A 23,850-nucleotide genomic window follows, 5' to 3' on the forward strand; every position below is an offset into this window, starting at 1 on the left:
TTCGCACCCGGTCCGAGCGCCACCGCGGCGGTCCGGACAGGGACTCCGGTCTGGACGTGGCCGAGCCTGGCGGCTGACGATCAACCCAGCGGCACCGCGACGACCGGATCGGTGGTGGGCTGCGCAGAACCACCTTCCGGTTCGACCGACAGCGCCAATTGAGCCGCATCGCCGGTCCGGATGACCCGTGGCGCATCCGAAGTCGGCACAGTATCCAGAACGCCTGCCGAATACGGTTGCCCCCCAGCAGGAATCAACCACACCTGATAGACCTTGCCCGGCGGAGGGGGCGGCATATCGTCGAACGATACTGCGGCGGCAGCCAATCCCGGAGAGGAGAACACCGACACCGTTGCGCCGTTGGCCGCCTCGACGACCCGATTACGGGTATCGGGTTCGGTGATCACCTGTTGCGCAGTCACCTGGCCCGCATCATCCGGCCGTCCCAGATAGGAAGCGACGCCCGCACCGACAGCGATCGCGACAATCAATGCCGCAGCCGCGGCCAGCCACCGCACCCGCCGCACTCGACCGCGCCGTTCGGACAGCACCTCGACCGTGGCGGACTGCTCATCGATCGCCCGGAGCAACGCGTCCTCGACGTTCGGCGGCGCCGGAACCGCGTCGATCACCGTCATACTCGCCAATGTCTCGCGCACAGCCCGGACCGTGCCGCGGAATTCGGCTGCGGTGGGCTCATCCGCCTCGTCGAGCAGACGCTCGACTTCACGCCGGTCGGCATCGGACAGGGCGTCGAGCGCATACGGGTAGGCGAGGTCGAGCAGTTCGCTGCGCCGGGAATCGTCAGACATCACTCACGGCTCCTGCGAGGCAGCTCTGCAGACGCTTGAGCCCATCACGGATACGGGTCTTCACCGTCGACAGTGGTATGCCCAGATGGTCGGCGACTTCGGAATACGTCCGGCCGCCGTAGTAGGCCAGTGCGACTGTCTCGCGTTGCCGATCGGTCAGTGTGCCCAGGCACTCGACCACCGCCTGCTCCTCGTAACGCTGACCGACAGCCTCTGCCACGGTGTCGTGGTCGCGCCCGAGGTTACGCTGACCATAGGCGAGGTCTCTTGTCGCCGAGGATGATTCGACGCGTACTCGGTCGACGGCGCGCCGGTGGGTGATCATCATCAGCCAGCCGATCGGACTGGCCAACCGCTCGTCGTATTTGTCGGCGGCGTTCCACACATAGAGATAGACCTCTTGGGTGATCTCTTCTGCCGCGGTCGGCCGGCGAACGATGCGCAGCGCGAGCCCGAACACACGATCGTGGGTCGAACGGTAGAGCTCGGTGAAGGCCGCACGGTCGCGGGCGGCGATCCTGCGCAGACAACCCTCGAGCCGACGCATGAGTTCTTGTTCGGCCGAGGGCCTGACCACCGGGCACGTCGCGGGCGGGTCGGGTTCGGCGTCCGGTTCCTTACCGAAACGAGATCCGTCCTCCATCGATGTCCGTCTTCCTGGGTTGAGAGCGCCCGAGGGCGGGTCCGTGGCCGAGGAACCGCTTGCATGTCCGGTGCCTTCGCCGATCGGTGAGGATGCTACTCGATCATCGTCCGTATTCAGCAGATGCTTCATATCGACCTGCCGTGATCGGAACGAGCATGTCCGCGTCGCCGTGGGGGCCTCGGGAAGAAGTAGGCGGTGCGGCGTTTGTAGTCGCGGTAGCCAGGGCGTTCACTCATGGTTCGTTCGAGCAATCGCGCGCCGGTGCCGTAAACCAGAACATAGGTCATCGCCATCGGTGCGACCACGGTGAGTACTCCGGGCCAGGAACTTGCCGCAATCAGCCACATACCCCACCAGACGCAGCAATCGCCGAAATAATTCGGGTGTCTGCTCCACGCCCAGAGCTCGCGGTCCATCACTGTTCCGCGATTTCCTGGATCGGCGCGGAAGGATGCGAGCTGATGGTCCCCGACGGCCTCGAAGACGATCCCCACCGCCCCCACCAGCACGCCGAGGCCGAGGACCGCCCGGCCCGATCCGGTGGTCGCGTTCGCCGTGGCGGAGACCTGGACGGGCAGCGATATCACCCACTGCGCCAGTCCCTGGGACAGGAAGATCCGCCGGACGGCGACACCCGGCCGATGTCCGCGCCGGTCGAGCGGCGCCGCGTAGCGCGGGTCTTTGCCTCGACCGACGGTGCGGCGATACAAGTGCAGGCTCAATCGCAAGCCCCAAACCCCTACCAGCGCGAGCACCAGCAGCCTGCGGATCGCCGATCGAGGCAGGGTCGGTGTGCGGTAGCCGGTCGCGGCTGATTCGACGAGCGGCGCGCAGGCCTGAACTGGCCCCGTCCTCGTGAAATCCCCACCCGTGGTAAGCGCCGGCGAAGGAGAGCCGGTCGGTGTCGAGTTCCGGTAGCCGGCGTTGCGCGGCGACCGATTCCGGGGTGTAGATGGGGTGCTCGTAGGTCATGTTCGCGATTACCCGGCTCGAATCGATCAAGTCCCGCCCGCCGAGGGTTACCAGGAAACGGCGATCGACGACAAGGTCGAGGCCCATCAACCGGGTGAGGTCGTACGTGACGACCACCCCCGCCGCGTCCCGATCACCGCCTGGCACAAGGTAGTTCCACGAGGCGCGCGCCCGTTTCGCGATAGGCAGGACCGATTCGTCGGTATGCAATTGCGCCTGATTCACCGAATAGGGCATCGCGGTCAGCACAGCGCGCGCGAATGCCGACGGTTCGGTGAGCATGGCCAGCGCCTGATCCGGATGGGTGGCGATCACCGCGGCATCGAAACGCCGCGGCCCGGCGTCGTCGGTAACCACCACCCCGGATTCGACCTCATGGACGGTGCGCACGTGCGCACCCGTACGAACCTCAGCGATCCCAGCGGCGATCTTCTCCACATAGCGGGCCGAACCCCCGACCACCGTCCGCCAGGTCGGCGACCTGTACACAGTGAGCATTCCGTGGTGGTCGAGGAACCGATACAGGTAATGCGCCGGGTACTCACCCGCTACCCGGGGATCGCAGGACCAGACCGCAGCGACCAGCGGCGTGAGGAAATAGTCGCGGAAATAGCCGCTGAAGCGATGCATGCGCACGAACTCGGCAAGCGTGATCCCAGAGTCGGCGGACCGCAGCAACCGGGACGCCGCCCGGTGGAACCTCGGCACCTCCGCCAGCAACGCCAGGTAGCGGGGTTTTCCCAGGTTCCGGACCGAAGGGAACAATCCCGCTAATCCCTTCGCCCCGGCATATTCGACACCGATGCGATCAGCGCGCACGGACATGGACATGTCGGTGCTGTGAGTCGCTACCTTGAGCTCGTCGAATAGCCGCAGCAGCGTCGGGTAGGTGCGATCGTTGTGCACGATGAAGCCGGAATCCACCTGAACGAACCGTCCGGGCGCGTGCTCCACATCATGGGTGTGCGCGTGACCACCGAGCCGGGTGTCCTTCTCGTACACGGTCACCCGGTCTACGTCGCTCAGGGTGTAGGCGGCGGTGAGACCGGCGACACCGCTGCCGACAATCGCGATCTCACGCATACCGGCGCGGTCAGGCATGAGTGGCGCTCCCCGCAGGGTTGTCGGTTCGAGACATGCGAGGACTTCGATACGCGCGGTTCGCCGGTTTGGTGCGACAGAGTTTCGGCCGATCGCGCAGCGGCACCCGGTCGACCCGCACACACCGGGTCGGCCATGTCGGACGCGCACGCCGCGTTCGGCGAGCGCGGCCCGCGCCGCTTCCAGCCGGCAGCAGATCGGCCATCGCGTGAGCGTCGAACTCGAAAGCTGCCGTCAGCAATGGCGCGCCGCCGCCTCGACGGGCTCGCAACCGCGCGAATGAACGCCAGCATCTGCTCCAGCGGGGCGATGTCGGATTCACTGTGGGTGTCGGCCAACCAACGTGGTGGCAGGACGGTAGCCGTGGACCGTCAGGCAGCCAGGTCGTTGTTCGCGTCGAGGCTCTCGATGAACCGCTCGACGCTGTCGAGGGCGCTTCGTGCCTCCGACATTCGCGGGTATCCCATCTGAAACACATGGAACATTCCGGACCACACCTCGAGCTCGCATCGTCCGCCTGCTGAGCGCAGTGCAGCGGCATAGTGCTCGGAGTCCGAGCCGAGAATTTCGCTTCCGCCCGTTTGCAGCAGCATCGGCGGTAGGTCTGGACCGACCGAGCTGAGCACATCCAGGCGTGGATCGCTGAAATCTGCTGCCACCAGGTAGGTATGGGTGATTCGTCGGCCGGTCTTGGCGGAGACGAACTGGTCCCATACGAGTGTGTTGTGGGCGTCGGCCAGCTGCCATGTCGGGTCGACGAGGCTGGAGAATCCGACCAGCGCGGCAGGCTGTTCGACGCCGAGTTCGCGTAGCTGAACGCACAATCCCAACGCGAGGTGGCCGCCGGCCGAGTCGCCCATCACGACGATGTCGTCGGCTCGGTGTCCCTGTTCGAGCAACCACAGATACCCGTTGAGAACGTCATCGTGGGCGGCCGGGAAACGGTACTTCGGTGCGCGCCGATAGCGCACCGAGAAAACGGGGCGCCGCAGCCGGCGCGACAGTTCCGACACCAGGCCGCGGTGGGTCGCCGGGCTGCAACTGATGTATCCGCTGCCGTGGATGTAGTAGATCAGCTGGTGGCCGGGTTCTGCTTGCCCGCCCACCCATTCTCCGATGGTCCGGCCTCGGGGTCCTGTGGTGTCGACCTTGGTGTGCGGGAGCATCGCGGCGAACCACATCCGGCATGCCACGACCTGGGTGAAGCGATAGCCGAGCACTCCGGCCAACGAATGCAGCGGAAGCAGCCACAGGGTTGGCCGAACGAAGATCCGTGATGCCCAGATGGTTGCCCGTGCGGCGAACGAACGCTGCACAGTGATCACGTGATCATCGGCGCCGGTATGTGCAGCCATGTCGATCCGTCCTCGATCTGTCGTATCCGGCCGCTATCGAGTGGGCACGGTGATGGTGCCGTAGTCCAGACCGCCGTGGCTGAATGTCGGCACGACCGGCCACTGCCGCTTCCAGTTCGCGCACTCCGAGGACGGAATGATTTGTCGCCACTGCGGGTTTCGCGGCGACGGGCTGGCCAATGTCTTCTCCTTGACCATGGAGTCGTACTGGTCGAGGGAGTCCTCGAGGGTGTTGGCGTTGAGCACGACCTCGCGCCCGTAGAACTCGGCGCCACGGCGCACGCCGGGGATCTTCGACAGCTCGGGCTGCCAGCTGTCGGCAGCCATGCCGTTCTCCGAGGACACCCACACCCCGTCGGGAGTGTTGACGACCAGGGAGTGATTGCCGTCGGTGTGGCCGGGCGTCCACAACAGACTGACGCCGACGCCGAGTTCGACGTCGCCGTCGAAGATGTCGAGCCGATCCTCGGAAACCCCGATCATGCCGCCGTCGACGTACCAGGCCCACTGCATGGGATGCATCGACTCGAAAGTCCCCAGCTCCCTGCGGTGCACGAGCAGTTTCGCGTTGGGGAACAACGGCTTGCGCGGCGCACTCTCACCGTCGATGGGCTCACTGCTGCCGAGGATCATGCGCGGGTCCTGCACATGGAGGTGGTCGAAGCTGATGTAATCCACGTCGTCATTGGTCAACCCGAGACGCGGCAGCACCTGATCGGGATCGTTGTAGTAGCCGACGAACGCCGATTCCAGCCGAAGCCGGCGCGCGAAGCGCTGCAACTTGCCGTAGAACGGGGCTTCAGCCGACCCCGCGGCCACGGTGGGTTCCCACACCAGGGTCTGGAGCTTGCCGTCGAATCCCTCGAACTGGATCACGAACATTCGGTTGATGATCGAGATGAAGGGGTTGAGATTGACCGAGTAGTTCTGGAACGCGTACTGCGCCGGATACGGGGCGGCGGCAATGTCGAAGCTCTTGACCGCTTTTACCTGCCCCTGGGTGAGGAACCGTTCCCGGTAGCTCAGCGCGGCTTCGCGGACGGCGTCGAGGCGTTTGCCGCGCGGCCAGATGTCATGGACGCCGTCGAACTCCGGAATCGGACGCAGTGTGGTGGATTCTGTATTGGTCATCGGTTCTTCCTCGGGTCGGTGGTTTCGGCCAGGGCCCGGTGCTCGTAGCTTTGACGGGTGTTCGAACGCCGCACTGCCTCGACTTGGTTGGGCACCGCGCGGCGCAGTACTCGGTCGCGCAACGATTGCGGTAGCAGTCCGATGATGTGGACCAGCGGACCGATCGAGGAGGGGATTGTCACCTCGAAGCGCGGGCGTTGCAAGACCTTCACGACGGCGGCGGCTACGTCGCCTGGCTGCAACCGGGCGGTCGCGCCGCTGTCGGTGCCGATCGCGAGCTCGGTATCGACGACACCGGGCATGATCACCGACACATCCACGCCGCTGCCGCGCAGTTCCTCACGCACCCCGGTGAGGTAACCAAGGACACCGTGTTTGGTCGCGGCGTAGGTGGATTCTCCGGGCGGGGCCAGTTTGGAAGCGGCCGAGGCAACGGTGACGATGTGACCGCTGCCGCGGGCGCGCATCCTCGGCGCGACCAGCCGCACACCACGGATCACCCCGTGCAGATTCACCGCAAGCATGCGCTCGGTCGCTGTCTCGGGTTCCTCGTCGAAGGGTCCGACCCACATCACCCCGGCATTGTTGACCAGCACATCGAGCGGGCCCCACAGGTCGGTGACCTCGCCGAGGAATCGGCTGAACGACGCGGTGTCGGTCACGTCGAGCGCGAACGCGCGCACGTGCCCTGGCAGCGCTTGCGCGGTGGTCTCGGCAGCCTCGGCGTCGCGGTCGCCGATCGCAACCCTGGCACCGGCCTCGGCGAGCCGGCGTGCGATTTCACGCCCGATGCCTTGGGCGCCGCCGGTGACCGCCACGATGCGTCCGGCCAGTGTTCGTGTCATGGCGTGCGACCTGCCTCTCGGATCGGTGCTGACCGCCGCGATGCGATATTGGGCAATCCCGATTGTCAGAAATTGTCCGGCTAGTATTGCACTTCCCCGGCAGGAAGGAAAGGCTCATGACGCGACCCGGCCCGGCACCTTCCGGACCGAAGCCATCCGGCCGGCGGTACTCGGGCGTCGCGCCCGAGGAGCGAGTGCGCCAACGTCGTGCCGCGATCCTCGAGTCAGCGTTGGAGCAGTTCGGCACCTCCGGCTACGCGGCCGCATCGATCAAGCAGCTCTGCCGCGGCGCCGGCGTCACCGAGCGCTACTTCTACGAGTCGTTCCCCAACCGGGAGGTATGCCTCGCCGCGCTGTACGACAGCCTGGCCGAGGCGATGCGCGCGGCGACCGTCACCGCGCTCGCGCAGGCCGATCCGGATCTCGACGCACTCACCGCAGCCGGACTCGATGCCTTCATCCGGTACCTGACCAGCGACCCTCGCCGCGCGCGGGTAGTGCTCATCGAAGTCGTCGGCGTCTCATCGGAGATGGAACAGCGCCGCCATCGGGTACTGCGCGACTTCGTGGACACGGTGATGGCCACGTGGGCGACAGACAGCCCCCGCGCCCTCGCGCGAGTCGAGCGACTGACCGCGACTGCGCTGGTCGGCGGCGTCAACCATCTGCTGGTCGACTGGTTGATGGACGGGCGTCGTGACGACCCCGCCGAACTCGTTGCGGTCTGCGTGGACCTGTTCGCCGCCGCCCGCACGCAATGGGACGCCGCCGCCTCGCAACACCCCCACACCTGAAGACAGTTTCCACCGTCACGGCGCGCGGTCCAGGACCATTGGGCACTGTCGGCGGTCGGCCTTGTCCTGTTCATGGCGGCCTGCGGCGCCGCATATGTGCGAGACGAAGCCACCAACGCCACGGAGAACGCCCGAATCGAGGGACTGGTCACCTACCGAATCCGGCAGCGCGACAGCCTCAAGGGGTTCCGCCGCGCTGGAGGGTGAACGTCATCCGTGTCAGCAGTTTGTCGCGCAGCAGTAACGTGTGTGCGAGCACCGCACACATATGTGCGGTGAACACCGCGAGGAGGCCGAACGCGAGGACTGTGTGCAGGTCTCTCAGTGTGTGATACAGGTGAGCGTTCGTCGGGGCTATGGCGGGCAGGTGGACTCCGCCGAGTATCCGAATCGGTACACCTGAGGCCGACACGAGCGCCCACCCGACGATGGGCTGTGCGACGAAGAGTACGTACATGAGCACCTCGGAGCCGGTGGCGACGATGCGCTCGGGACGCCCGATCGATGAGATCTGCGGCGGCGGCGCATGGCGCAGTCGATTACCGATCCGCACCAGGGCCAGCACCAGCACTGCCACACCTACGGTCTCGTGCAAGACCAGCGCGCGATGGTAGTTGCCGATCGAACCGACCAACATTGCCCCGAGAAACAACATCCCAACGATCAGAGCCGCCATGACCCAGTGCAGGATTCGCGTGAGGACGTCGAACCGCACCCGCCCCGATCCTGTGGATTCATCCACGCCCCCGGTCGATGTACTCATGCCCGGCCCCCGACTTCCACCGTGCCACGACCATCGGTTTCCCCGGCACGACGGCGAAACGACTCCGCGTACGCCGCCGAACGCGCCGAGAGCAACGGATCGTCCGACGGTGCGATACCGTCCGGCAGCACCAGCGGGTCGAAATTGACATTGCGGACATTTTCCGACGTCTCAGTGGAGATACCGGTGAGCACCACCGAGCCGACGACCACCGTCCTTCGATCGGCGGGCCAGGGGATGGTCGCGTCATCGGTGCGGTCCTCCCCCGGCACACCCACGACGATCATCATCGTCCAACGCCTCGGCAGCTGTTCGATGTCGGCGACGATTTGGTCGAACAGATAGTTGGGCCCGCGCCCCGCCGTCCGCGCCGGGTTGCCCGTCTCGGGAACCAACGTCCACCTGACCGGGACGGTCACACCGTCCGCGTTGGTGAACTCGAAAGCATTGATACTGTTGAAGGTAGTTGCCGCGAACGTATCAGCCGGCGGCGCGGACTTCGTTATCGCCATTGCGGCTACCGTTCGCGGGTGGGTGGCGAGATACTCCGACACCGTCTCCGGATCCGGTGTGCCGGTGGCCGGGTCCACCGCGAAAGCCAATGTCCTGTCGTAGAAGTCCTGCGGTGTCGGGTCGAGGAAGACGGGTAGATTGATCATCGCCAGGCGCCATTGCTCGCCCGCGGGTAGCTGGATCCGCAGACCCAGCCCGCGAACTATACCCACGGAATCGGCCACATGAGGGTTTCCGCCGGACAACGAGAATCTCCCGCTCAGTTGGTACTTTCCGGCTCGGAAAACCGATGCCGAGGAAAGCTCGGCCCCGTGCCCGTTGCTTTCGAAATAGCCGTCGACAGCGACGCCCTTCGCGTGATTGCGACGAAATCCGGGAAAGACGCCGTTCACATTCTGGAAGCGGTCGATGATCGCGCGCGCAGTAAGCCTGGACGGTCCGATGATGTTCTCGGTAAAGAGAAATCCGCCGATACTCAGCGCACCCGCACCACCGACCACCAGTGCACCGAGCAGCGTTCGCCGATCCATCGTTACCTTTCCCGAATTGCGCATGTAATCCTCCGTAGTCGAGATATGGACATCGGCTGAGCGACTCCGATGGACTTCCTCCGGTTCACCAGAAATCCGGACACATCGACGGCCTCGGCGCCACAGCTGTGCAGGCCGGAAACAGGCATGCACGCCACAGCCTTTCGATGTACGACGCTAGTCGGCGATCACTGGCGGGGCACGTCGGAAATAATGACGAAACACTGACGTCGACCCGCACGCCCGGACGCCGTGCCCGCCAACCGCACTATGGTGAGAAATATGCACCACGAAGGACGAAAAGGAGCCAACAGATGGCCATCCTGATCGCCGACGACGATCCGGTAGTGCGCGAGGTGGTGCGACGCTACCTCGAACGAGACGGGTTGACTGTCGTAGAGGCCGCCGATGGCCCCACGGCCATGACCGCGCTGACCGACGAAGGTGAGACGGTGGACCTGGCCATCCTGGACGTCATGATGCCCGCACCGGACGGTGTCGAGATCTGTCGGGCGATTCGCCACGGCAGTACTCCAGAGATGCCGATCATCCTGCTGACCGCGCTCGGCGACGAGGAAGACCGCATCCTCGGCCTGCAATCGGGGGCCGACGACTACGTCACCAAACCATTCAGCCCTCGGGAACTGGCGCTACGAACTGCCTCGGTACTGCGGCGCTCACAGCGTGATCCCGAGCCAGCACAGCCGACACTGAGCGACCGCAGTCTCGAAGTACGGGAGCAGTCACGGATGGCGCTGGTCGACGGCGTTCCTGTCGACCTCACCGCCCGCGAGCACGACCTGCTCGTCTTCTTGCTGCGACACCGGCATCGGGTCTTCAGCCGCGAGGAGTTGCTGGCGAAGGTGTGGGGGTGGAATTTCGGCGATCTCTCGACAGTCACCGTGCACATCAAACGGCTGCGCGCGAAGCTGGGCGAGGATCACCGAATCGAGACTGTCTGGGGCCGTGGCTACGTCTGGGACCGCGACAGCGGCAACTCTGGAGATCAGAGTGCCTGAGGACACGCTGCAACTGGCGGCGTACGCATTGGCCGGATCGATACCGGTCGTCTTGGTCGGCGCATGGATCCTGCGTGCGACCAGTAATCGATCACTCACCGCGAGCATGGCCGTACTCGTCCTCATCCCGACACTGTCGACCCTCGCCGGCGTCACCGGAGTAGGCGGCATGATGTTCGGCCACCAGTTCGAGCGCACCGCGACCGTGCTCGTGGTTGTGGCCATGGTCACCCTGCCTGCCGCGGTGCTACTCGGCCGCCACCAAGCACGCAAGACCGTCTGGGAGAATCAGATACGCGAGCAGGAACGCGTGGCCGAGCACTCGCGGCGGGAGCTGGTGGCGTGGGTCAGCCACGATTTGCGAACACCGCTGGCGGGCATTCGTGCGATGGCCGAAGCGCTCTCCGACCGCGTCGTCGGCGGCATCGACGTGACCCGGTACGCCCAGCAGATCATGCGGGAGACCGATCGCGTGTCCACCATGGTCGATGACCTGTTCGAGATGTCGAAGATCAACGCCGGAACCCTGCACCTGGACCTCGAGCCGATAGATCTGCGCGAGTTGATCGACGAAGTACTCGCCGCGAACCGCGCCAACGCCGATCGTGCGCGGATCGAACTCGTGGTCGAGCAACCCGATACCTCGGTGATCGCCACGGCCAGCGACCGGGCGCTCGGCCGCGCGCTCACCAATCTGGTGACCAACGCGATCGCGCACAGCCCATCCGGCAGCCGGGTCACTGTCGCGGTCGGCTACGGCGACAACGACGTATGGATCCGAGTCGACGACATCGGGCCCGGTATCGCCGATTCCGATATGCCACGCATCTTCGAGGTCGCCTACCGCGGAAACTCCGCTCGCACTCCCACCGCGTCGGACGGCATCCCCACCGGCAGCGGCATGGGACTAGCCATCGCGGCCGGGCTCGTGCAAGCACACCACGGAGTGATCACCGCTGTGAACAGGGACCGGGGCTGCCGATTCGAAATGCGCATTCCGGCGGCCGCCGATGGCACCGCCCACCAGCGAGCAGGGATCGGGACCCTCAACCGGGATGCGTGGTCAGCGCTGGGCCCGTTTGCGCACGCCCCGCACCGCGAAGATCGGTAGCCCATTACCCCGCACATAGCCAGCCATATCCCACACCCGCCTTCGACACGACAGCCGAACCGGCGCCCGCCTACTGAACGAAAGCCACCCAGTAGAACACCCAGCCCGTGACGGCGGTCATGACGAGGTCGATTGCCGCCAGCCGTGCCCACGGCACATGCGCGCGACTGTGCCGTCCAGGCTCAGGCGGTGACCCGAATCCGCGAACCGCGCGGACTATGACGACCGGCCAGAGCACCACCGTGGTAACGGCGAACACCAAGTGGACCGCGAGTGCCGTCCATACAGCAACTGAGACTTCCCCCCCTAGGACCCCTGCGGCACGATCCTGCCAACCGTTGATACGAATATCGGCCTCGAATACCGCTATCGCGGCAAGCAAGGCCAGCCCCAACGGTAGCTGAACCCGCTTGTGCAACTCATACCGCCGCCTGTACGTGACCTGGTAGACGCTCCAAGCGAGGGCCGCAACCACTGCCGCCATCACGATGATCAACACGTCCATCATCACTGACGCTCGTGTGCCGAGGAATCCGTCGACACCTCCGAACTCACTCAATGCGCTCCTCCTTCATGTAGCCCTGCGTGTCATGTGCCGAAGCCCAGGTGGGTCTGGTTCCGATAGTGCGGGTGTGTGACCCGCCGTCAGGCCTCATCATTTCTGTCCCTGCGGTGGCGCGCTACGCCACAAAGATGGAGGTGCGCAACGCGAAAGTTGGGGCGTGATTCCAACTTTCGATGGATGTATGCGTGGACCTGAACGCACCAGTCCTGGGCGACAGCGCTGCGCGCCGCAGCCGCACTACGACCGCACCGGCCTCGCTCGTGCCTCGCTCACCCGGACGACCGGTGCGTCGGCCCGCCCGAATGGGACCTGGTCTCCACAGCCATCAAACACACCTCGTTCGGCTGGACCATCCGAGAGCGATACACCGACTTCGTGCAGGCATACGGTCCAGACGTCACCGGCTGGGCCGGGTTCCCGCTGCTCCGAGACATCCGTGAGCTGCGGATGACCTGCATGGCCGCACAGGCTGCCGCCTCCAATCCCCGCCACGCCGGCCAGGGGCCACTGCGTATTGATTGCCTACGCGGCCGGCGTGGCGCGCGTCCCTGGGCAGGTTGGGAACCCATCCCCTAGCCGAAACCTGGTCTAGGCGAACGTTGGAGCGCTTTGACGTTGGAAATACCGCCCTCGCGGACACCTGACTGCGGGGCCTGCCATCCCGAGGGGACCAACAGCCTCGGTACCCTCCTCGAGGAGCGCGCTCAACTCGGCAGCCGCATGTCGAATCCTGAAACCTTACCTTCGAGCGACTTTCGGCAGGCCCAGCGCGACCTCGGAGACCATGTCCCGCATCACCTCGTTCACGCCGCCGCCGAAGGTGATCACCGCGTTCCGTTTTGCGTGCACATCCAACGACTTCAGTGTTCGCGCCGTGCCGGGATCACCGAGGTCGCCCCACGCGTAGATGATGTCTTCCGCGATCCGGGCCACGCGCTGCACGCGCGTGGTGTGAAAGATCTTGGAGGCGGACGCGTCCGCCTGACTGGGGCCACCGGGGCCGGTGGACGCCACCACCCGCCAGTTCAACACGGTGTTGACCTTCAGGACCGCGAGGATTTCTCCGAGGCTTTCGCGGACGTCGTCCCGATCCAGCAGCCCTTCGGAGGCGGCCCATGTGTGCACGAGGTCGTAGATGGCGGCGATGCGACCGGACGGGCTGAGCATCACGCGCTCGTGGTTGAGCTGGGAGATCAGGTACTTCACACCCTCGTTCTCCCCGCCGACCAGCATGCTTGCCGGAACATGCACGTCCTGGTAGTACGTGGCGTTCGTGTGGTGCGCGCCGTCGAGCGAAATGATCGGAGTGCAGGTGAATCCCGGATCGTCGGTGTCGACGATCAGGATCGACAGGCCGCGGTGCCGCGATTCCGGGGTGCCGGTTCGTGCGGCCAGCCAGATGTAGTCGGCTGTGTGCCCACCGGTCGTGTATGTCTTCTGGCCGTTGACGACGTAGGACCCGTCGTCCAGCCGTTTCGCCGTGGTTGATAGCGAGAACAGGTCGGTTCCCGCGTCTGGCTCGGTGTAGCCGATCGCGAATTCGATTTCTCCACGCAGAATTCCTGGAAGGAAGCGATGCTTCTGTTCGTCGGAGCCGTACCGCAGCAGGGTCGGGCCAACCGTCTGCAAGGTGACAGACGACAGCGGGATGCTCGCCCGCACCGCCTCGGACTCGAATATCTGCTGCTCCAGCGGACCGAAGCCCCTCCCGCCGAACTCCTTCGGCCAGCCGACGCCCAGCCAGCCGTCCTCACCCAGCTGCCGGATAATGCGCCGCGCTACCGGGCCGTGTCGGTCGTGCAACAGGGCAAACGCGTCGTCGTCGTTCACGAGAGAGTCGAAATAGGACCGGATCTCGTGCTGCAGCGAATCTTGTTCAGGAGTCAGTCCAATGAACATCGCGTACCCAACCTCCTGAGATTCTGTCTCTCGCCACCGCAGTGGCGTACAACATCCTTTGCCGCCGAGAAGTACCGGTGCATCGGATAGGTGATGTCGACACCGAGCCCGCCGTGCAGGTGGTGACACATCTGCATCGCCGCGCGGCCCTCACCGGCGAACATGAACAGCGCCGCATCCAGTTCGGCGCCCGGGCTGCCACCGCTGTCGATCGTCCAATTGCTGTATAGCGACACCGATTCCAGTGCGGTCGACAGCACGTAGATATCTGCGATCTCTTGCGAGGCCGCCTGGAAGGTTGCCAGGGGCCGGCCGAACTGTTTCCTGGTCCCGAGGTGATCGGCAGTCAGATGCAGCGCCCCTTTGAGCAGCCCGCTCGCATAAGACAAGAAAACCGCGCGGTAGAGGTCGGTGAACCGCCCGGACGCATCAGGGCAGTCGGTGAGCAGCGGCGTGCACCGGACATCGGTGAGCTCGAACCGGCCGTCCACGGGTGTCTCGGGTGCCTCGGTCCCCAGGGAACACTCGACCGACGTCACCGCCACCCCATCCTGGGCGAGATCGATCAGCACCGGCCCATCGGCGGTGGGCGCGAGCAACCACCGGGCGCCCTCGGCATGCTGAGCGGACCCGAACACGCCGGTGATGCTGGATGATTCGGACACCGACCCAGGAACCTCATGTTGCCCGGCGGCGCGCACGCTGACAGCGGTCACCGCACCGTCGGCGATACTCTTGCACCAGTCGTCGATGTCGACCCCCACCGACCTGGATGCCACCAGCCCGGCGATTCCGGTGCCGAGGAACGGAGTTGTCAGCGCGGCCTCGCCCAGCGCCTGGGCGACAATCCCCACTTCCACCGCGCCGAGGCCGGCACCCCCGCGCTCCTCGGGGAGGGCCAGCACGTGCACGCCGCCGTCCTGCAGCATCCCCCACGCGTCCGCCTGGGCGGGTCCGCGCGAAAGAACGCCCTGGACGGCCTCAGCGACCGCGAGTTGTGTCTCGTCGAACTCGAAATCCATCACATGACCTGGTTTCTGGGTCGCAACATGCATACCTCTCCTCCCGACCAATTTCGAGCTTCACGGCCGGATGAACACGGATCCGGGTGGTCATGACGTTATGTGCGCCGGCGAACCCCGCGCGTCGGTTGGCACCTAGTGGCCACCCGGACGGCCGCCCGTCCCGGTACCGGCGACATCTTCCTGCTAACCGGAGCACCGCCCGGCCGGAATCGGTCCCTGGAGGCGACGTCGAATGCGGCGTCTGGCGCGGCGGAAGCGGGGCCATCGCCGCGGCAACCGCACTCCCGTCCGTCGTTCGGGAACGGCGCGGTATCGAATCGACCGCACGGCGCAGCCCCGCGATCGTCAGGAGGACTCGAGCAGACCGAGTTCCGCGGCCCGCGACCCGAGCTGAAATCTGGTCGTGACGCCGAGGCGGGCCATCATGTCGGCGACATACCTGCGATAGGTCCGTAACGAGACCGAGAGTCGCCTCGCGGCAACCTCGTCCTTCAGGCCATGATTGAGGGCCTCCAGAACGGCCAATGCCGTTTCGTCGAACTCGGTCAGCTCGAAACCGAGGTGAACCGACAGATCACACGCCGATCCCCACAGGGTTCTGGCAAACTGACGAATTACTCGAAGCAATATCGGATCCCGCACCACGAATCCGTGCGGACGCTGCTCGCTCATGCCTCCCCACACCGCCGCGATCTGTGTGTCGATGATGGCCATATTGTAAAAATCCGCGTCGACAACCCTGGTCTGCGCATGAATCTGTGGATGCTCCAGCAATAACGCTGGATCACGGGTTTCCACGTAGCTTCGTGAATACAGCAACCTGACCTGACGGCCGGTGGCGAGAAGATCCGCGACCAGCACCCGGCTCGCCTGGTAGTGCGGCTGGATGCGCAGCGGGCTGGACACCACCAGCATCGCCTCCTTGCGGACGCGGCGCAGTAGTTGCTGTAACTCTAGTTCCCATCCATCGCCCGGACGGAGGTGGATCATGTTTTCCGCACCGCCGCGATCTCGCTGAGATTCGTCGATTGCGCGATCGATCAACCGTCGCGACTCCGCAAGCAGTTCGCCGACATCGGCCCGGCCGTCCACCGGAAGCCCTAACCCCACAGACCGAATGGGCTCCGTTACATCATGGTTCACAACTACCCCTCCCTACGGATGTCTCTCCTGAGAACGACGGTACGGCCACCTCACCCCGGCCGGTGTCGACGGCGTGATAATCGCCGCAATTGTCCGGCATGCCCGGCCCTTCACTGCCATTCGGGCGACAAGTTCTTGCCTCAATACAAGACCTTTTCACCCTATAGAACAAGTTCTAACATGACAAAGAGAATGCCGCCGAGCGCGAATTCGATGGAGCTCAGCGCAGTCAAGGAGCGTGCGAGCCGGTCAACCGGCCCGGCCAGGGCTCGGCCCCACTGCTGCGCCAGCGGGTCGCCCAGCCGGCCGGACCCGCGCCCGGCAATCGCAGTTCGGGACCGAATCACGCAGCAGCCGTCGATGACACAGCCGACAGCCGCCCGAATCACGGAACATCCTGATCGTCGCAACCACCCGGGTGCACAGGATTGATCCGAGCGAAGCCGCCGGATGGCGTGCCACTCCGCGCGGGCGCGAATCTGGCAAGTTGTTGCATTCCGATGACATTTTCCTGCCGCTCTCTCGGCTTTATGAACCGAAGGAACGTGTTCTAATTTCGAACCAGGAGACACAAGTAGGTCGAGGGATCGCGATGCACATAGATTTCACCGAGGAACAACAACAGTTACGCAAGCAGATTCGCGCATATTTTGCGAAGATCATGACTCCCGAAGTACGGGAAGCGCTGGCCGGACCGGGCGGCGAGTACGGCGCGCCTGATGCCTATAAACAGGTCGTGCGCACCCTCGGGCACGAGGGATGGCTGACTCTGGGTTGGCCGAAGGAATTCGGCGGGCAGGATCGGCCGACCATCGACCAGCTGATCTTCAATGACGAGGCGGCCGCCGCGGGAGTCCCGTTTCCGTTCCTCACTGTGAACACCGTCGCTCCCACGATTATGAGATTCGGTACGCAGGAACAGAAATCGTTCTTTCTACCGCGAATCGCCGAGGGCGAACTGCACTTCTCCATCGGCTACTCCGAGCCGGAGGCGGGGACCGACCTGGCGGCGCTGCGAACGCGGGCGGTGCGCGACGGCGGTGATTACGTCATCAACGGAGAGAAGGCGTGGACCAGCCTCATCGAGTATGCCGACTACATATGGCTCGCGGCTCGCACCGATCCGGAAGCATCCCGGCATCGCGGCCTGTCCATCCTTATCGTGCCCACCACGGCGGCCGGCTTCTCTTGGAGCAAGATTCGCACCATGGCGGGGCCGGGCACCAGTGCGACATTCTACTCCGACGTCCGGGTGCCCGTCTCTAGCGTCGTCGGAGAAGTCCACGCCGGATGGCCGCTCATCACCAACCAGCTCAACCATGAACGGGTCGCGCTTACCTCCGCAGCGCCACTGCAGGAATCGCTACGTCAGGTATGGGACTGGGCCGAGCACACCACCCGTGCCGACGGCTCCCGGGTGATCGACGCCGAATGGGTGCGACTGCATCTGGCCCGCATACACGCCCACATCGAATATCTCAAGCTGCGCAACTGGCGCATCGCCTGGGCCTCGGACTCCGGTGAGCTCGGGCCCGCCGACGCCTCGGCCACCAAGGTGTTCGGCACCGAATTGGCCACCGAGGCGTACCGATTACTGATGGAGGTGCTGGGATCCGCAGCGGTCGTGCGCAAGGATTCGCCTGGTGCACTGTTGCGAGGCCGAATCGAACGCTTCCACCGCTCGTCGCTGATCCTGACCTTCGGCGGCGGTACGAACGAGGTCCAGCGCGACATCGTCGCCAAAACCGCCCTCGGCCTGCCCGTCACCCGCTGATCGCAAAGGAACCCTCATGGACTTCACCTTCACCGAGGCGCAGGACGATCTGTCCGGCCTCACCCGCACCCTGCTCACCGACTGGGCAGCCAAGAACACTCCGGACGGCACTGGATTCGACCGTGCGTTGTGGTCGGCGATGGTGCAGGCCGGAATCGTCGAGGCGACGCTGCCCGCTCCGGTGGGCGGCGGCTTCGGGTTGCTGGAACAGTGCAGCGTGCTCACCGAGATCGGCCGGACCGCGGCGGCGGTCCCCTACCTGACGAGTGTCGCGGTGGCGGCCTCGATGATAGCCACATTCGGCGACGACGCGCAGCGGCAACGGTGGGCGGCTCCGGTCGCCCAGGGAAAGACCACCCTCGCAGTGGCGCTGGCGACCGAGGACGATCGGTTCAACGCGACGCGGACCGCCTATGGCTGGCAGGTCAGTGGTCGCCACAGTGCAGTTCCCGCAGCGGCTTTCGCCGATGGATTCCTGATCGAGGCGCACACCACCGACGGTCCGCTGATGCTCGTGCTCGACCGCGACATCGAAGGACTGCACACCAGCCAACAGCAGGTGGTCGATGGCACCGACGCGGCGCTGCTCGAGCTCGGGGCGGTGCTGGTCGGAGCCGCGAATGTGCTGGGCACACCGGGCGACGGTGGCGCGCAGTGGGCACACCGCCGCGCGACCGTGGCCGCCTGCGCCTACCAACTCGGCGTCGTCGAGCGCGCGCTGGAACTCACTGCCGAATACGCACTCGCCCGAAAGCAGTTCGACAAGCCAATCGGCGCGTTCCAGGCCGTCCGGCAGCGCCTGGCCGACGCCCACCTGGACGTCGAAGCGGTGCGCCTGACGCTCTGGCAGGCAGCCTGGCGTGAGGCACAGGGACTGCCGGCGGAGGCCGAGATCGCCACCGCCAAGTTCTGGGCGGCCGAGGCCGGCCACAGGGTGGCGCACACCATGATCCACATACATGCGAGCATCGGCATCTTTCTGGAGTACGCCGTCCACCGGTACTTCCTGGCCGCCAAACGCACGGAGTTCCTCTTCGGGGCGGCCACCGAGCAGCTGCGAACACTGGCAAGCGCTATCACCTCGACCACGCGTACGTAACGGGTTGCGGCACATCAAACACACCTCGTTCGGCTGGGTCACCAGAGAGCGATACACCGACCTTCTGCAGGCTTACGGCTCCCCAGCAACCGGTGGTCGCGACCGGGGTGATACTCAGTGGCCCACGGGATTCCGGTCGGGTGGGGGTGGAAGTGGCTGGGCGAGGCGGTTGTTCATCGCTTCGGTCAGCTCGGTCAGGAATCCCTCGAACTGGGCGAGTTGTTCGGGGCTGTATCGGGCCATGACCGCCGCGACCTCCGCACCGAGCGGACGGAAGAACTCATCGGCGAGGCCGTGGATGTCGGGGCTGCTGCGCAGGGTTACGACACGCCTGTCGCGGTGTTCGCCCTCGGATACAGCGCGGTCCAGTCCGGCCTGGCGCTGGTGCCGATCGCCATCGGCAGCTTCATCGCTTCCGGCGCTAGTTTCGGGTTGGCCGACAAGAATGTCTCGCCGGTGAACCTGGTCCGACTCGGCCTGGCCTTCGAGGTCGTCGACCTCGGCGCCCTCGCGCTGTTCGCTTCACCGGAGAACTCGTGGTGGTCACTGGCACTGATCCTGTGCCTCTACGGCATCGGCGTCGGCGTCGCGACCGCACAAGTCACCAACGTCGTGCTCGCCGACATCCCCGACAACGACAACGGACAGGCCTCCGGCATCCAGAGCGCGTTCCGCCAACTCGGATCCGCCCTCGGTATCGCGATCCTGACCACGGTGTTCTTCACCACGCTTGGATCGCAGGTCACCGACCGCCTCACCGCCGACGGAATGGACACCACCCAGGCCGAACAGCACGCCCACACGATCACCGACAGCGCGGGCGCCGCGATCGAAGGGTACGCGGCACAGCCACAGACCCAGCCCATCGCCGACGCCGGCCGACTCGCCATGACCGACGGTATCGAGCTCGGCGGCTACCTCGCCGCAGGATTCGTCCTACTCGGCCTGGTCGCCACCGCCCTCATCCCACAATCGGCCGCACGCGACGACGACCACGCTCCGACGCCGGCACACGTCTGAACCCACCGAGTCCCGCCTCGCCCTCCCGCGAGGCGGGGCTCAACGGGACCAAGCCATGACCGTCGGGTCGGCAAAGGCGAGGTGGACGAGGCCACCCGAATTTCAGGAATCTTGTCTGCCGCCGGTACGGCCGCGGGCTCTGTCGGCGGCCAGTCCGTCGCGGGTGCGTTCCGGCATCAGCGCGTGTTCGAATTCGGCGCTGTAACCGAGGATCTGGAAGAACATCCGCTCGAACGGCGGAATTAAGGTTCAGTGGGTGAGTTTCAGAATCGCGGCCTACGCCGTCTGCCTCGAACAGGGCCGGGTGTTGCTCGCTCGTCATGTGGCCGCATGCGGCGAGCGCACATGGACACTTCCAGGCGGTGGGGTCGAGCATGCGGAGGATCCCTACGATGCGGTGACCCGGGAGCTCACTGAAGAGACCGGCTACGACGGGGTTGTCGAACGCCTGCTCGGCGTGGATTCGAGGGTGATCCCCGCGGCCGTAGCCCGTGCGGGACTCGAACATCAGAACGTTGGAATCTTCTACCGCGTCCGCATTACCGGTGGCCGGCTTCGAGCCGAACTGAATGGGGCAACTGTGGAGCCGACCTGGACCCCGATCGGCGAGGTGGCTTCGCTGCGCCGCGCATCGCTTGTCGATAACGGCCTGGCTCTGGCACAGACCCTTCCGGCAACCGGTCACGTCATGCCCACTCCGGTCGGCGGTTTGATCCAGCACTGAACGCTCCCGACAGCCACCCGGCTATCACCCGGTCGCAACTCGAACGAGCAGCAGTTGCAGAGCGGATGAGTGGGTAGCGGAAGACCTGTGGTGATTCGGCCCGATGCACCACGGTCAGCACACCGTCCGCCAGCCAGCCCGAGCGAAGTGGCCAGGTGTATGTAACTATGATTACGAAAGCAATAGTTTCGTAATGGAGGCCATCATGTTCGACGCCTGGCTGCCCGAGTGCCGGTTGCGCACGCGGCACGTTCGTATAGTCACCGCGGTGACGGAGGGGAGGCGATGACCACTCTGGCCGATCCGCCGGTGCTCACCGGGCGGCTGCGCACCGTGTGGCGGACCGTTCATACTCCGGTGGCGGGAGTTCCGCAGTGGGCCATGATCGCTGCCCTCGCCGTTCCGTTGACGGCGCTCCCGTCCAGCCTCTGGCGGATCGGCGTGGCCTTCCTCGACGACGACGCCGCGGGCAAGCGCGGAGATCTCCCGACCTGGATTCCCGGCGAGCTGTACGTGATCGCCTTGTCGATCGTGTCGGAACTGCTGGCGTTCACCGCCGTCGGACTGGTCGCGGCCTGGGGTGAACGGTTCCCGCGCTGGTTCCCATGGCTACACGGGCGAAGAATCCCGACACCGGTCGCTGTGGTCCCTGCCGCTCTCGGCGCCGTGATACTGACGATCATGTGGACCGCAGCCTTCGCCACCGAATTCGCCGGTGTCACCCTGCGCGGCGACCCGGTTCCCGCGGACTTCCCCTCCCGAGCCGGCGGCTGGGAGACGGCCTTCTACTACCTCTGCTATGCCCCGCTCCTGCTGTGGGGCCCACTACTGGCCGCCGTCACCTTCGCCTACTACCGGCGTCGCCGCACCGGATGACCCGGTTCGATGCCGCAGGGGAGCGGGATTTCGTGCCCACAATGGCCGGATGCGGCCGGGGCAACGGCCTTCCCTTATGGCGCCCACGCGTTTTCGCACTCGATCGCCCGGCGTCGGTCTGTGTTAAGTGCCCCGTCAAGCCGTGTTCACGGGGTATTTACGATATCCGAATGCTTATTCACGACACGCACGGCAGTTCGACCTCACCCCCGGAGCCGGCCAGAGTTGAACGGCTCCGGGAGCGTCGATTTCGGCCGTTCGTGGTGTGGGGCGGCATTGCCGCCGCGGTGCTTGTGCTTGTCGCTGGTCAGCTCATGGCCGTTCACATCCATGCTCTCGGTCCATTGACCAGCCTCTTTCGCGACTACGCCGGGACACCCAAGTCGGCGACGACACCGTGGGCCGGCTTCCTCCTGGCACTGATCGGTGTCACCGCCCGGGTACGGGTGAGCGCCCTTGCTGCCGCGGTCGCCATAGATCTGATCTTCGTGGCGGTTCGGACCTTCGACGGCCGGCCGTTCACCGTCGGCAACGGACCGACCATCGTGCTGACGGCGCTGGCGGTGATCGCCGCCCTGCGGTGGAGCGGTGCGCGACGGCAAACGGCACTGCGTACGATCGCGCTCGGAGCGCTGCTCATCCTCGCGACGAAGGTCGGCGAAATCTGGCTGGACATCACGGCCTGGTACTGCCCGCAGGTCCTGGACCCGTACGTGGAACTGGCCGATCGAGCGCTCGGCAATCCGTCGTGGATCGTCGGGCATGCGCTAGACCTGGCCGGGCCGATACCAACTGGGCTGGTGCGCTGGGTGTACTTCGAGCTTCCGGTGGCGGCCATCGTCGTCGCCATCTGGCAGTTACGCAACGTGACCACGGGTTCGTGGCCGCAGCACCACCTGGTACGCACCTTCCTGGCAATCGGCCTTATCGGCCCGATCTTCTATGTACTCTTCCCAGTGGTGGGGCCCGTGCTCGCGTTCGGGCCGTGGGGACAAGGCATGGAACTCGCCAACGTCTGGCCGAACATCGTTCCGGCAATCCCCGCCTCGGTCGAATCGATGCCCTTCGACGACATCACACCGCGCAACTGTATGCCGTCGCTGCACACGGCGTGGGCACTCGCGCTGTTCATCCACTCCAGACGCGGACCGGTCTGGTTGCGCTGGGGTGGCGCTTTCTGGCTGGTGTGCACCCTCATCGCGACGCTCGGTCTCGGGGCACACTACGGCATCGACCTCGTCGCGGGCGCCGCATTCTGCCTGACGATCGAGTCCGCCCTGCGCGACCCCGGCCGAGGCTGGGACCGTGCGCGCGTGCGAGTGGTGGCGATGGGGATCGCCACGTTCGCGGGAGTGCTGCTGTGCATCCGCTACTTCGCGATGCCGATGGCGACCTACCCGGTCCCCTTCGGTATCGCAATCCTCGGCATCCTCACCGCACTGTCGGTCGTGTTCTACCGAACATGGTTCGTTCCGCAACGTCCAGAAGTCGTTGCGCGCGAGGCCGAGCAGGTCGAACTCGAGCGTCGCTGAAGTGAGAAGCCACTGCAGCCGGGGCCGAGGACTCAACCTGCTCGGGAGTGAACCCTTCGAATAGGCCGCACCTTTAGTACGGTGCGCTGCGGCCATTCGGGGGCTTGCCACCCGCCCCGAGGATCGCGAATCATTTGGGGTGTTCGCCCAACGCAGTCGGCAGCTCTGCTTTCAGAACGCATTGTGGATTACAGTCTCGGATCGCAATGTTGACTACTTCATTCAGCTCGAAACACGAGTGAACGACGTGCTGGTGGCTTCCATCTCACGCCGCAGCCTCACCATGGCGGCCCGCATTGCACAGCCGCTGCGGCGACATTCGATGTGTAGCCACAGCATCGACTCGACTTCGCCCCAGGTCCAGCCGCTGCCAGGTTGGGGCGCGTCATGCGAGACCTCGAAGTCCTCAGGCGGAACGTACGGGCGTGTCATGCTGTCCTCCTTGTTCGTCGAGTGGGTAGCCGAAGTCGGTCTCTTCTGCCGCTGCCGTGGCGTCGAGCGCTGGCCATGCTTTGCGCATTGCCGCAGCTGCACGAACCAGCAGATCGCTGGATATCCGCTCAACGGGCGTTCGTGGCGGTGGATAGCAGTGCTTGGTCTC

Annotated in this window: 22 protein-coding genes and 2 pseudogenes; 9 read left to right on the forward strand and 15 right to left on the reverse strand. The window is 65.3% G+C overall.

Going from position 1 to position 23,850, the window contains the following annotated elements; translation table 11 throughout:
- Positions 1-80: 80 nt before the first annotated feature.
- The 7 genes and pseudogenes from ACFXNW_RS23475 to ACFXNW_RS23505 form a co-directional block, all read right to left on the reverse strand.
- Positions 81-812, reverse strand: a complete 732-nt coding sequence (locus ACFXNW_RS23475) for an anti-sigma factor domain-containing protein (protein WP_379419913.1) — start codon at positions 810-812, stop codon at positions 81-83.
- On the reverse strand, positions 805-1,455 hold the full coding sequence (gene sigK / locus ACFXNW_RS23480) for an ECF RNA polymerase sigma factor SigK (RefSeq protein WP_379419914.1): 651 nt from the start codon (positions 1,453-1,455) through the stop codon (positions 805-807). Before sigK ends, ACFXNW_RS23475 begins: the two co-directional genes overlap by 8 nt.
- 128 nt (positions 1,456-1,583) lie before the next feature.
- Positions 1,584-2,228 (reverse strand): annotated as a pseudogene (locus ACFXNW_RS23485) (DUF1295 domain-containing protein); the annotation flags it as partial.
- A gap of 34 nt (positions 2,229-2,262) precedes the next feature.
- A pseudogene (locus ACFXNW_RS23490) lies at positions 2,263-3,531 on the reverse strand (NAD(P)/FAD-dependent oxidoreductase); the annotation flags it as partial.
- Between the two features lie 371 nt (positions 3,532-3,902).
- Positions 3,903-4,886 (reverse strand): alpha/beta hydrolase, encoded by a 984-nt coding sequence (locus tag ACFXNW_RS23495; RefSeq protein ID WP_379419915.1) that lies wholly within the window; start codon positions 4,884-4,886, stop codon positions 3,903-3,905.
- A 33-nt stretch (positions 4,887-4,919) separates the two neighbouring features.
- A complete protein-coding gene (locus tag ACFXNW_RS23500) occupies positions 4,920-6,017 on the reverse strand; it encodes a hypothetical protein (protein WP_379419916.1) in 1,098 nt (365 codons plus the stop codon).
- Positions 6,014-6,862, reverse strand: a complete 849-nt coding sequence (locus ACFXNW_RS23505) for an SDR family oxidoreductase (protein WP_379419917.1) — start codon at positions 6,860-6,862, stop codon at positions 6,014-6,016. Before ACFXNW_RS23505 ends, ACFXNW_RS23500 begins: the two co-directional genes overlap by 4 nt.
- Positions 6,863-7,056: 194 nt before the next feature.
- Between ACFXNW_RS23505 and ACFXNW_RS23510 the strand changes: the two genes are divergently transcribed.
- Positions 7,057-7,656 carry a TetR/AcrR family transcriptional regulator gene (locus tag ACFXNW_RS23510; protein WP_379419918.1) on the forward strand — a complete coding sequence of 200 codons (600 nt, stop codon included), beginning with the start codon at positions 7,057-7,059 and terminating at the stop codon, positions 7,654-7,656.
- Between the two features lie 178 nt (positions 7,657-7,834).
- On the opposite strand, the gene ACFXNW_RS23515 is transcribed toward ACFXNW_RS23510, so the two are convergent.
- Positions 7,835-8,419, reverse strand: coding sequence for a cytochrome b (locus ACFXNW_RS23515; protein WP_379419919.1), 585 nt, complete (start codon positions 8,417-8,419; stop codon positions 7,835-7,837).
- The gene (locus tag ACFXNW_RS23520) at positions 8,416-9,486 is read right to left on the reverse strand and encodes a catalase family peroxidase (RefSeq protein WP_379419920.1); all 1,071 of its coding nucleotides are present in this window, start codon (positions 9,484-9,486) and stop codon (positions 8,416-8,418) included. The genes ACFXNW_RS23515 and ACFXNW_RS23520 overlap by 4 nt, the downstream gene beginning before the upstream one ends.
- 290 nt (positions 9,487-9,776) lie before the next feature.
- On the opposite strand from ACFXNW_RS23520, the gene ACFXNW_RS23525 reads away from it, so the two are divergent.
- A complete protein-coding gene (locus tag ACFXNW_RS23525; RefSeq protein ID WP_379419921.1) occupies positions 9,777-10,481 on the forward strand; it encodes a response regulator transcription factor in 705 nt (234 codons plus the stop codon).
- A complete protein-coding gene (locus ACFXNW_RS23530; protein ID WP_379419922.1) occupies positions 10,474-11,592 on the forward strand; it encodes a sensor histidine kinase in 1,119 nt (372 codons plus the stop codon). The genes ACFXNW_RS23525 and ACFXNW_RS23530 overlap by 8 nt, the downstream gene beginning before the upstream one ends.
- Positions 11,593-11,662: 70 nt before the next feature.
- On the opposite strand, the gene ACFXNW_RS23535 is transcribed toward ACFXNW_RS23530, so the two are convergent.
- The 4 genes from ACFXNW_RS23535 to ACFXNW_RS23550 all read right to left on the reverse strand — a co-directional run bounded on the left by ACFXNW_RS23535 (position 11,663) and on the right by ACFXNW_RS23550 (position 16,125).
- The gene (locus ACFXNW_RS23535; RefSeq protein WP_379419923.1) at positions 11,663-12,151 is read right to left on the reverse strand and encodes a DUF420 domain-containing protein; all 489 of its coding nucleotides are present in this window, start codon (positions 12,149-12,151) and stop codon (positions 11,663-11,665) included.
- Between the two features lie 744 nt (positions 12,152-12,895).
- On the reverse strand, positions 12,896-14,056 hold the full coding sequence (locus ACFXNW_RS23540; protein ID WP_379419924.1) for an acyl-CoA dehydrogenase family protein: 1,161 nt from the start codon (positions 14,054-14,056) through the stop codon (positions 12,896-12,898).
- The gene (locus tag ACFXNW_RS23545) at positions 14,041-15,111 is read right to left on the reverse strand and encodes an acyl-CoA dehydrogenase family protein (protein ID WP_379419925.1); all 1,071 of its coding nucleotides are present in this window, start codon (positions 15,109-15,111) and stop codon (positions 14,041-14,043) included. Before ACFXNW_RS23545 ends, ACFXNW_RS23540 begins: the two co-directional genes overlap by 16 nt.
- 315 nt (positions 15,112-15,426) lie before the next feature.
- Entirely contained in the window at positions 15,427-16,125 is a 699-nt protein-coding gene (locus tag ACFXNW_RS23550) for a hypothetical protein (RefSeq protein ID WP_379419926.1), read from the reverse strand.
- A 691-nt stretch (positions 16,126-16,816) separates the two neighbouring features.
- Between ACFXNW_RS23550 and ACFXNW_RS23555 the strand changes: the two genes are divergently transcribed.
- The 3 genes from ACFXNW_RS23555 (at position 16,817) to ACFXNW_RS23565 (ending at position 20,117) form a co-directional block, all read left to right on the forward strand.
- Entirely contained in the window at positions 16,817-17,998 is a 1,182-nt protein-coding gene (locus ACFXNW_RS23555; RefSeq protein WP_379419927.1) for an acyl-CoA dehydrogenase family protein, read from the forward strand.
- 16 nt (positions 17,999-18,014) lie between these two features.
- Positions 18,015-19,097 carry an acyl-CoA dehydrogenase family protein gene (locus ACFXNW_RS23560; RefSeq protein WP_379419928.1) on the forward strand — a complete coding sequence of 361 codons (1,083 nt, stop codon included), beginning with the start codon at positions 18,015-18,017 and terminating at the stop codon, positions 19,095-19,097.
- A gap of 117 nt (positions 19,098-19,214) precedes the next feature.
- Positions 19,215-20,117: an MFS transporter gene (locus tag ACFXNW_RS23565; protein ID WP_379419929.1), complete on the forward strand. Its 903-nt coding sequence runs from the start codon at positions 19,215-19,217 to the stop codon at positions 20,115-20,117.
- A gap of 102 nt (positions 20,118-20,219) precedes the next feature.
- Here the strand turns inward: ACFXNW_RS23565 and ACFXNW_RS23570 are convergent, their stop codons facing one another.
- Positions 20,220-20,342 (reverse strand): recombinase family protein, encoded by a 123-nt coding sequence (locus ACFXNW_RS23570; RefSeq protein ID WP_379419930.1) that lies wholly within the window; start codon positions 20,340-20,342, stop codon positions 20,220-20,222.
- 31 nt (positions 20,343-20,373) lie between these two features.
- Here ACFXNW_RS23570 and ACFXNW_RS23575 point away from each other — a divergent pair, with 31 nt between their 5' ends.
- The 3 genes from ACFXNW_RS23575 (at position 20,374) to ACFXNW_RS23585 (ending at position 23,249) form a co-directional block, all read left to right on the forward strand.
- A complete protein-coding gene (locus tag ACFXNW_RS23575) occupies positions 20,374-20,841 on the forward strand; it encodes an NUDIX hydrolase (RefSeq protein WP_379419931.1) in 468 nt (155 codons plus the stop codon).
- 285 nt (positions 20,842-21,126) lie between these two features.
- Positions 21,127-21,717: a hypothetical protein gene (locus ACFXNW_RS23580; RefSeq protein WP_379419932.1), complete on the forward strand. Its 591-nt coding sequence runs from the start codon at positions 21,127-21,129 to the stop codon at positions 21,715-21,717.
- 170 nt (positions 21,718-21,887) lie between these two features.
- Positions 21,888-23,249 (forward strand): DUF5933 domain-containing protein, encoded by a 1,362-nt coding sequence (locus ACFXNW_RS23585; RefSeq protein ID WP_379419933.1) that lies wholly within the window; start codon positions 21,888-21,890, stop codon positions 23,247-23,249.
- A 222-nt stretch (positions 23,250-23,471) separates the two neighbouring features.
- Here the strand turns inward: ACFXNW_RS23585 and ACFXNW_RS23590 are convergent, their stop codons facing one another.
- A complete protein-coding gene (locus ACFXNW_RS23590; protein WP_379419935.1) occupies positions 23,472-23,681 on the reverse strand; it encodes a hypothetical protein in 210 nt (69 codons plus the stop codon).
- Between the last annotated feature and the right edge of the window lie 169 nt (positions 23,682-23,850).

Source organism: Nocardia sp. NPDC059180 (genome assembly GCF_042754945.1).
Lineage (GTDB): Bacteria > Actinomycetota > Actinomycetes > Mycobacteriales > Mycobacteriaceae > Nocardia.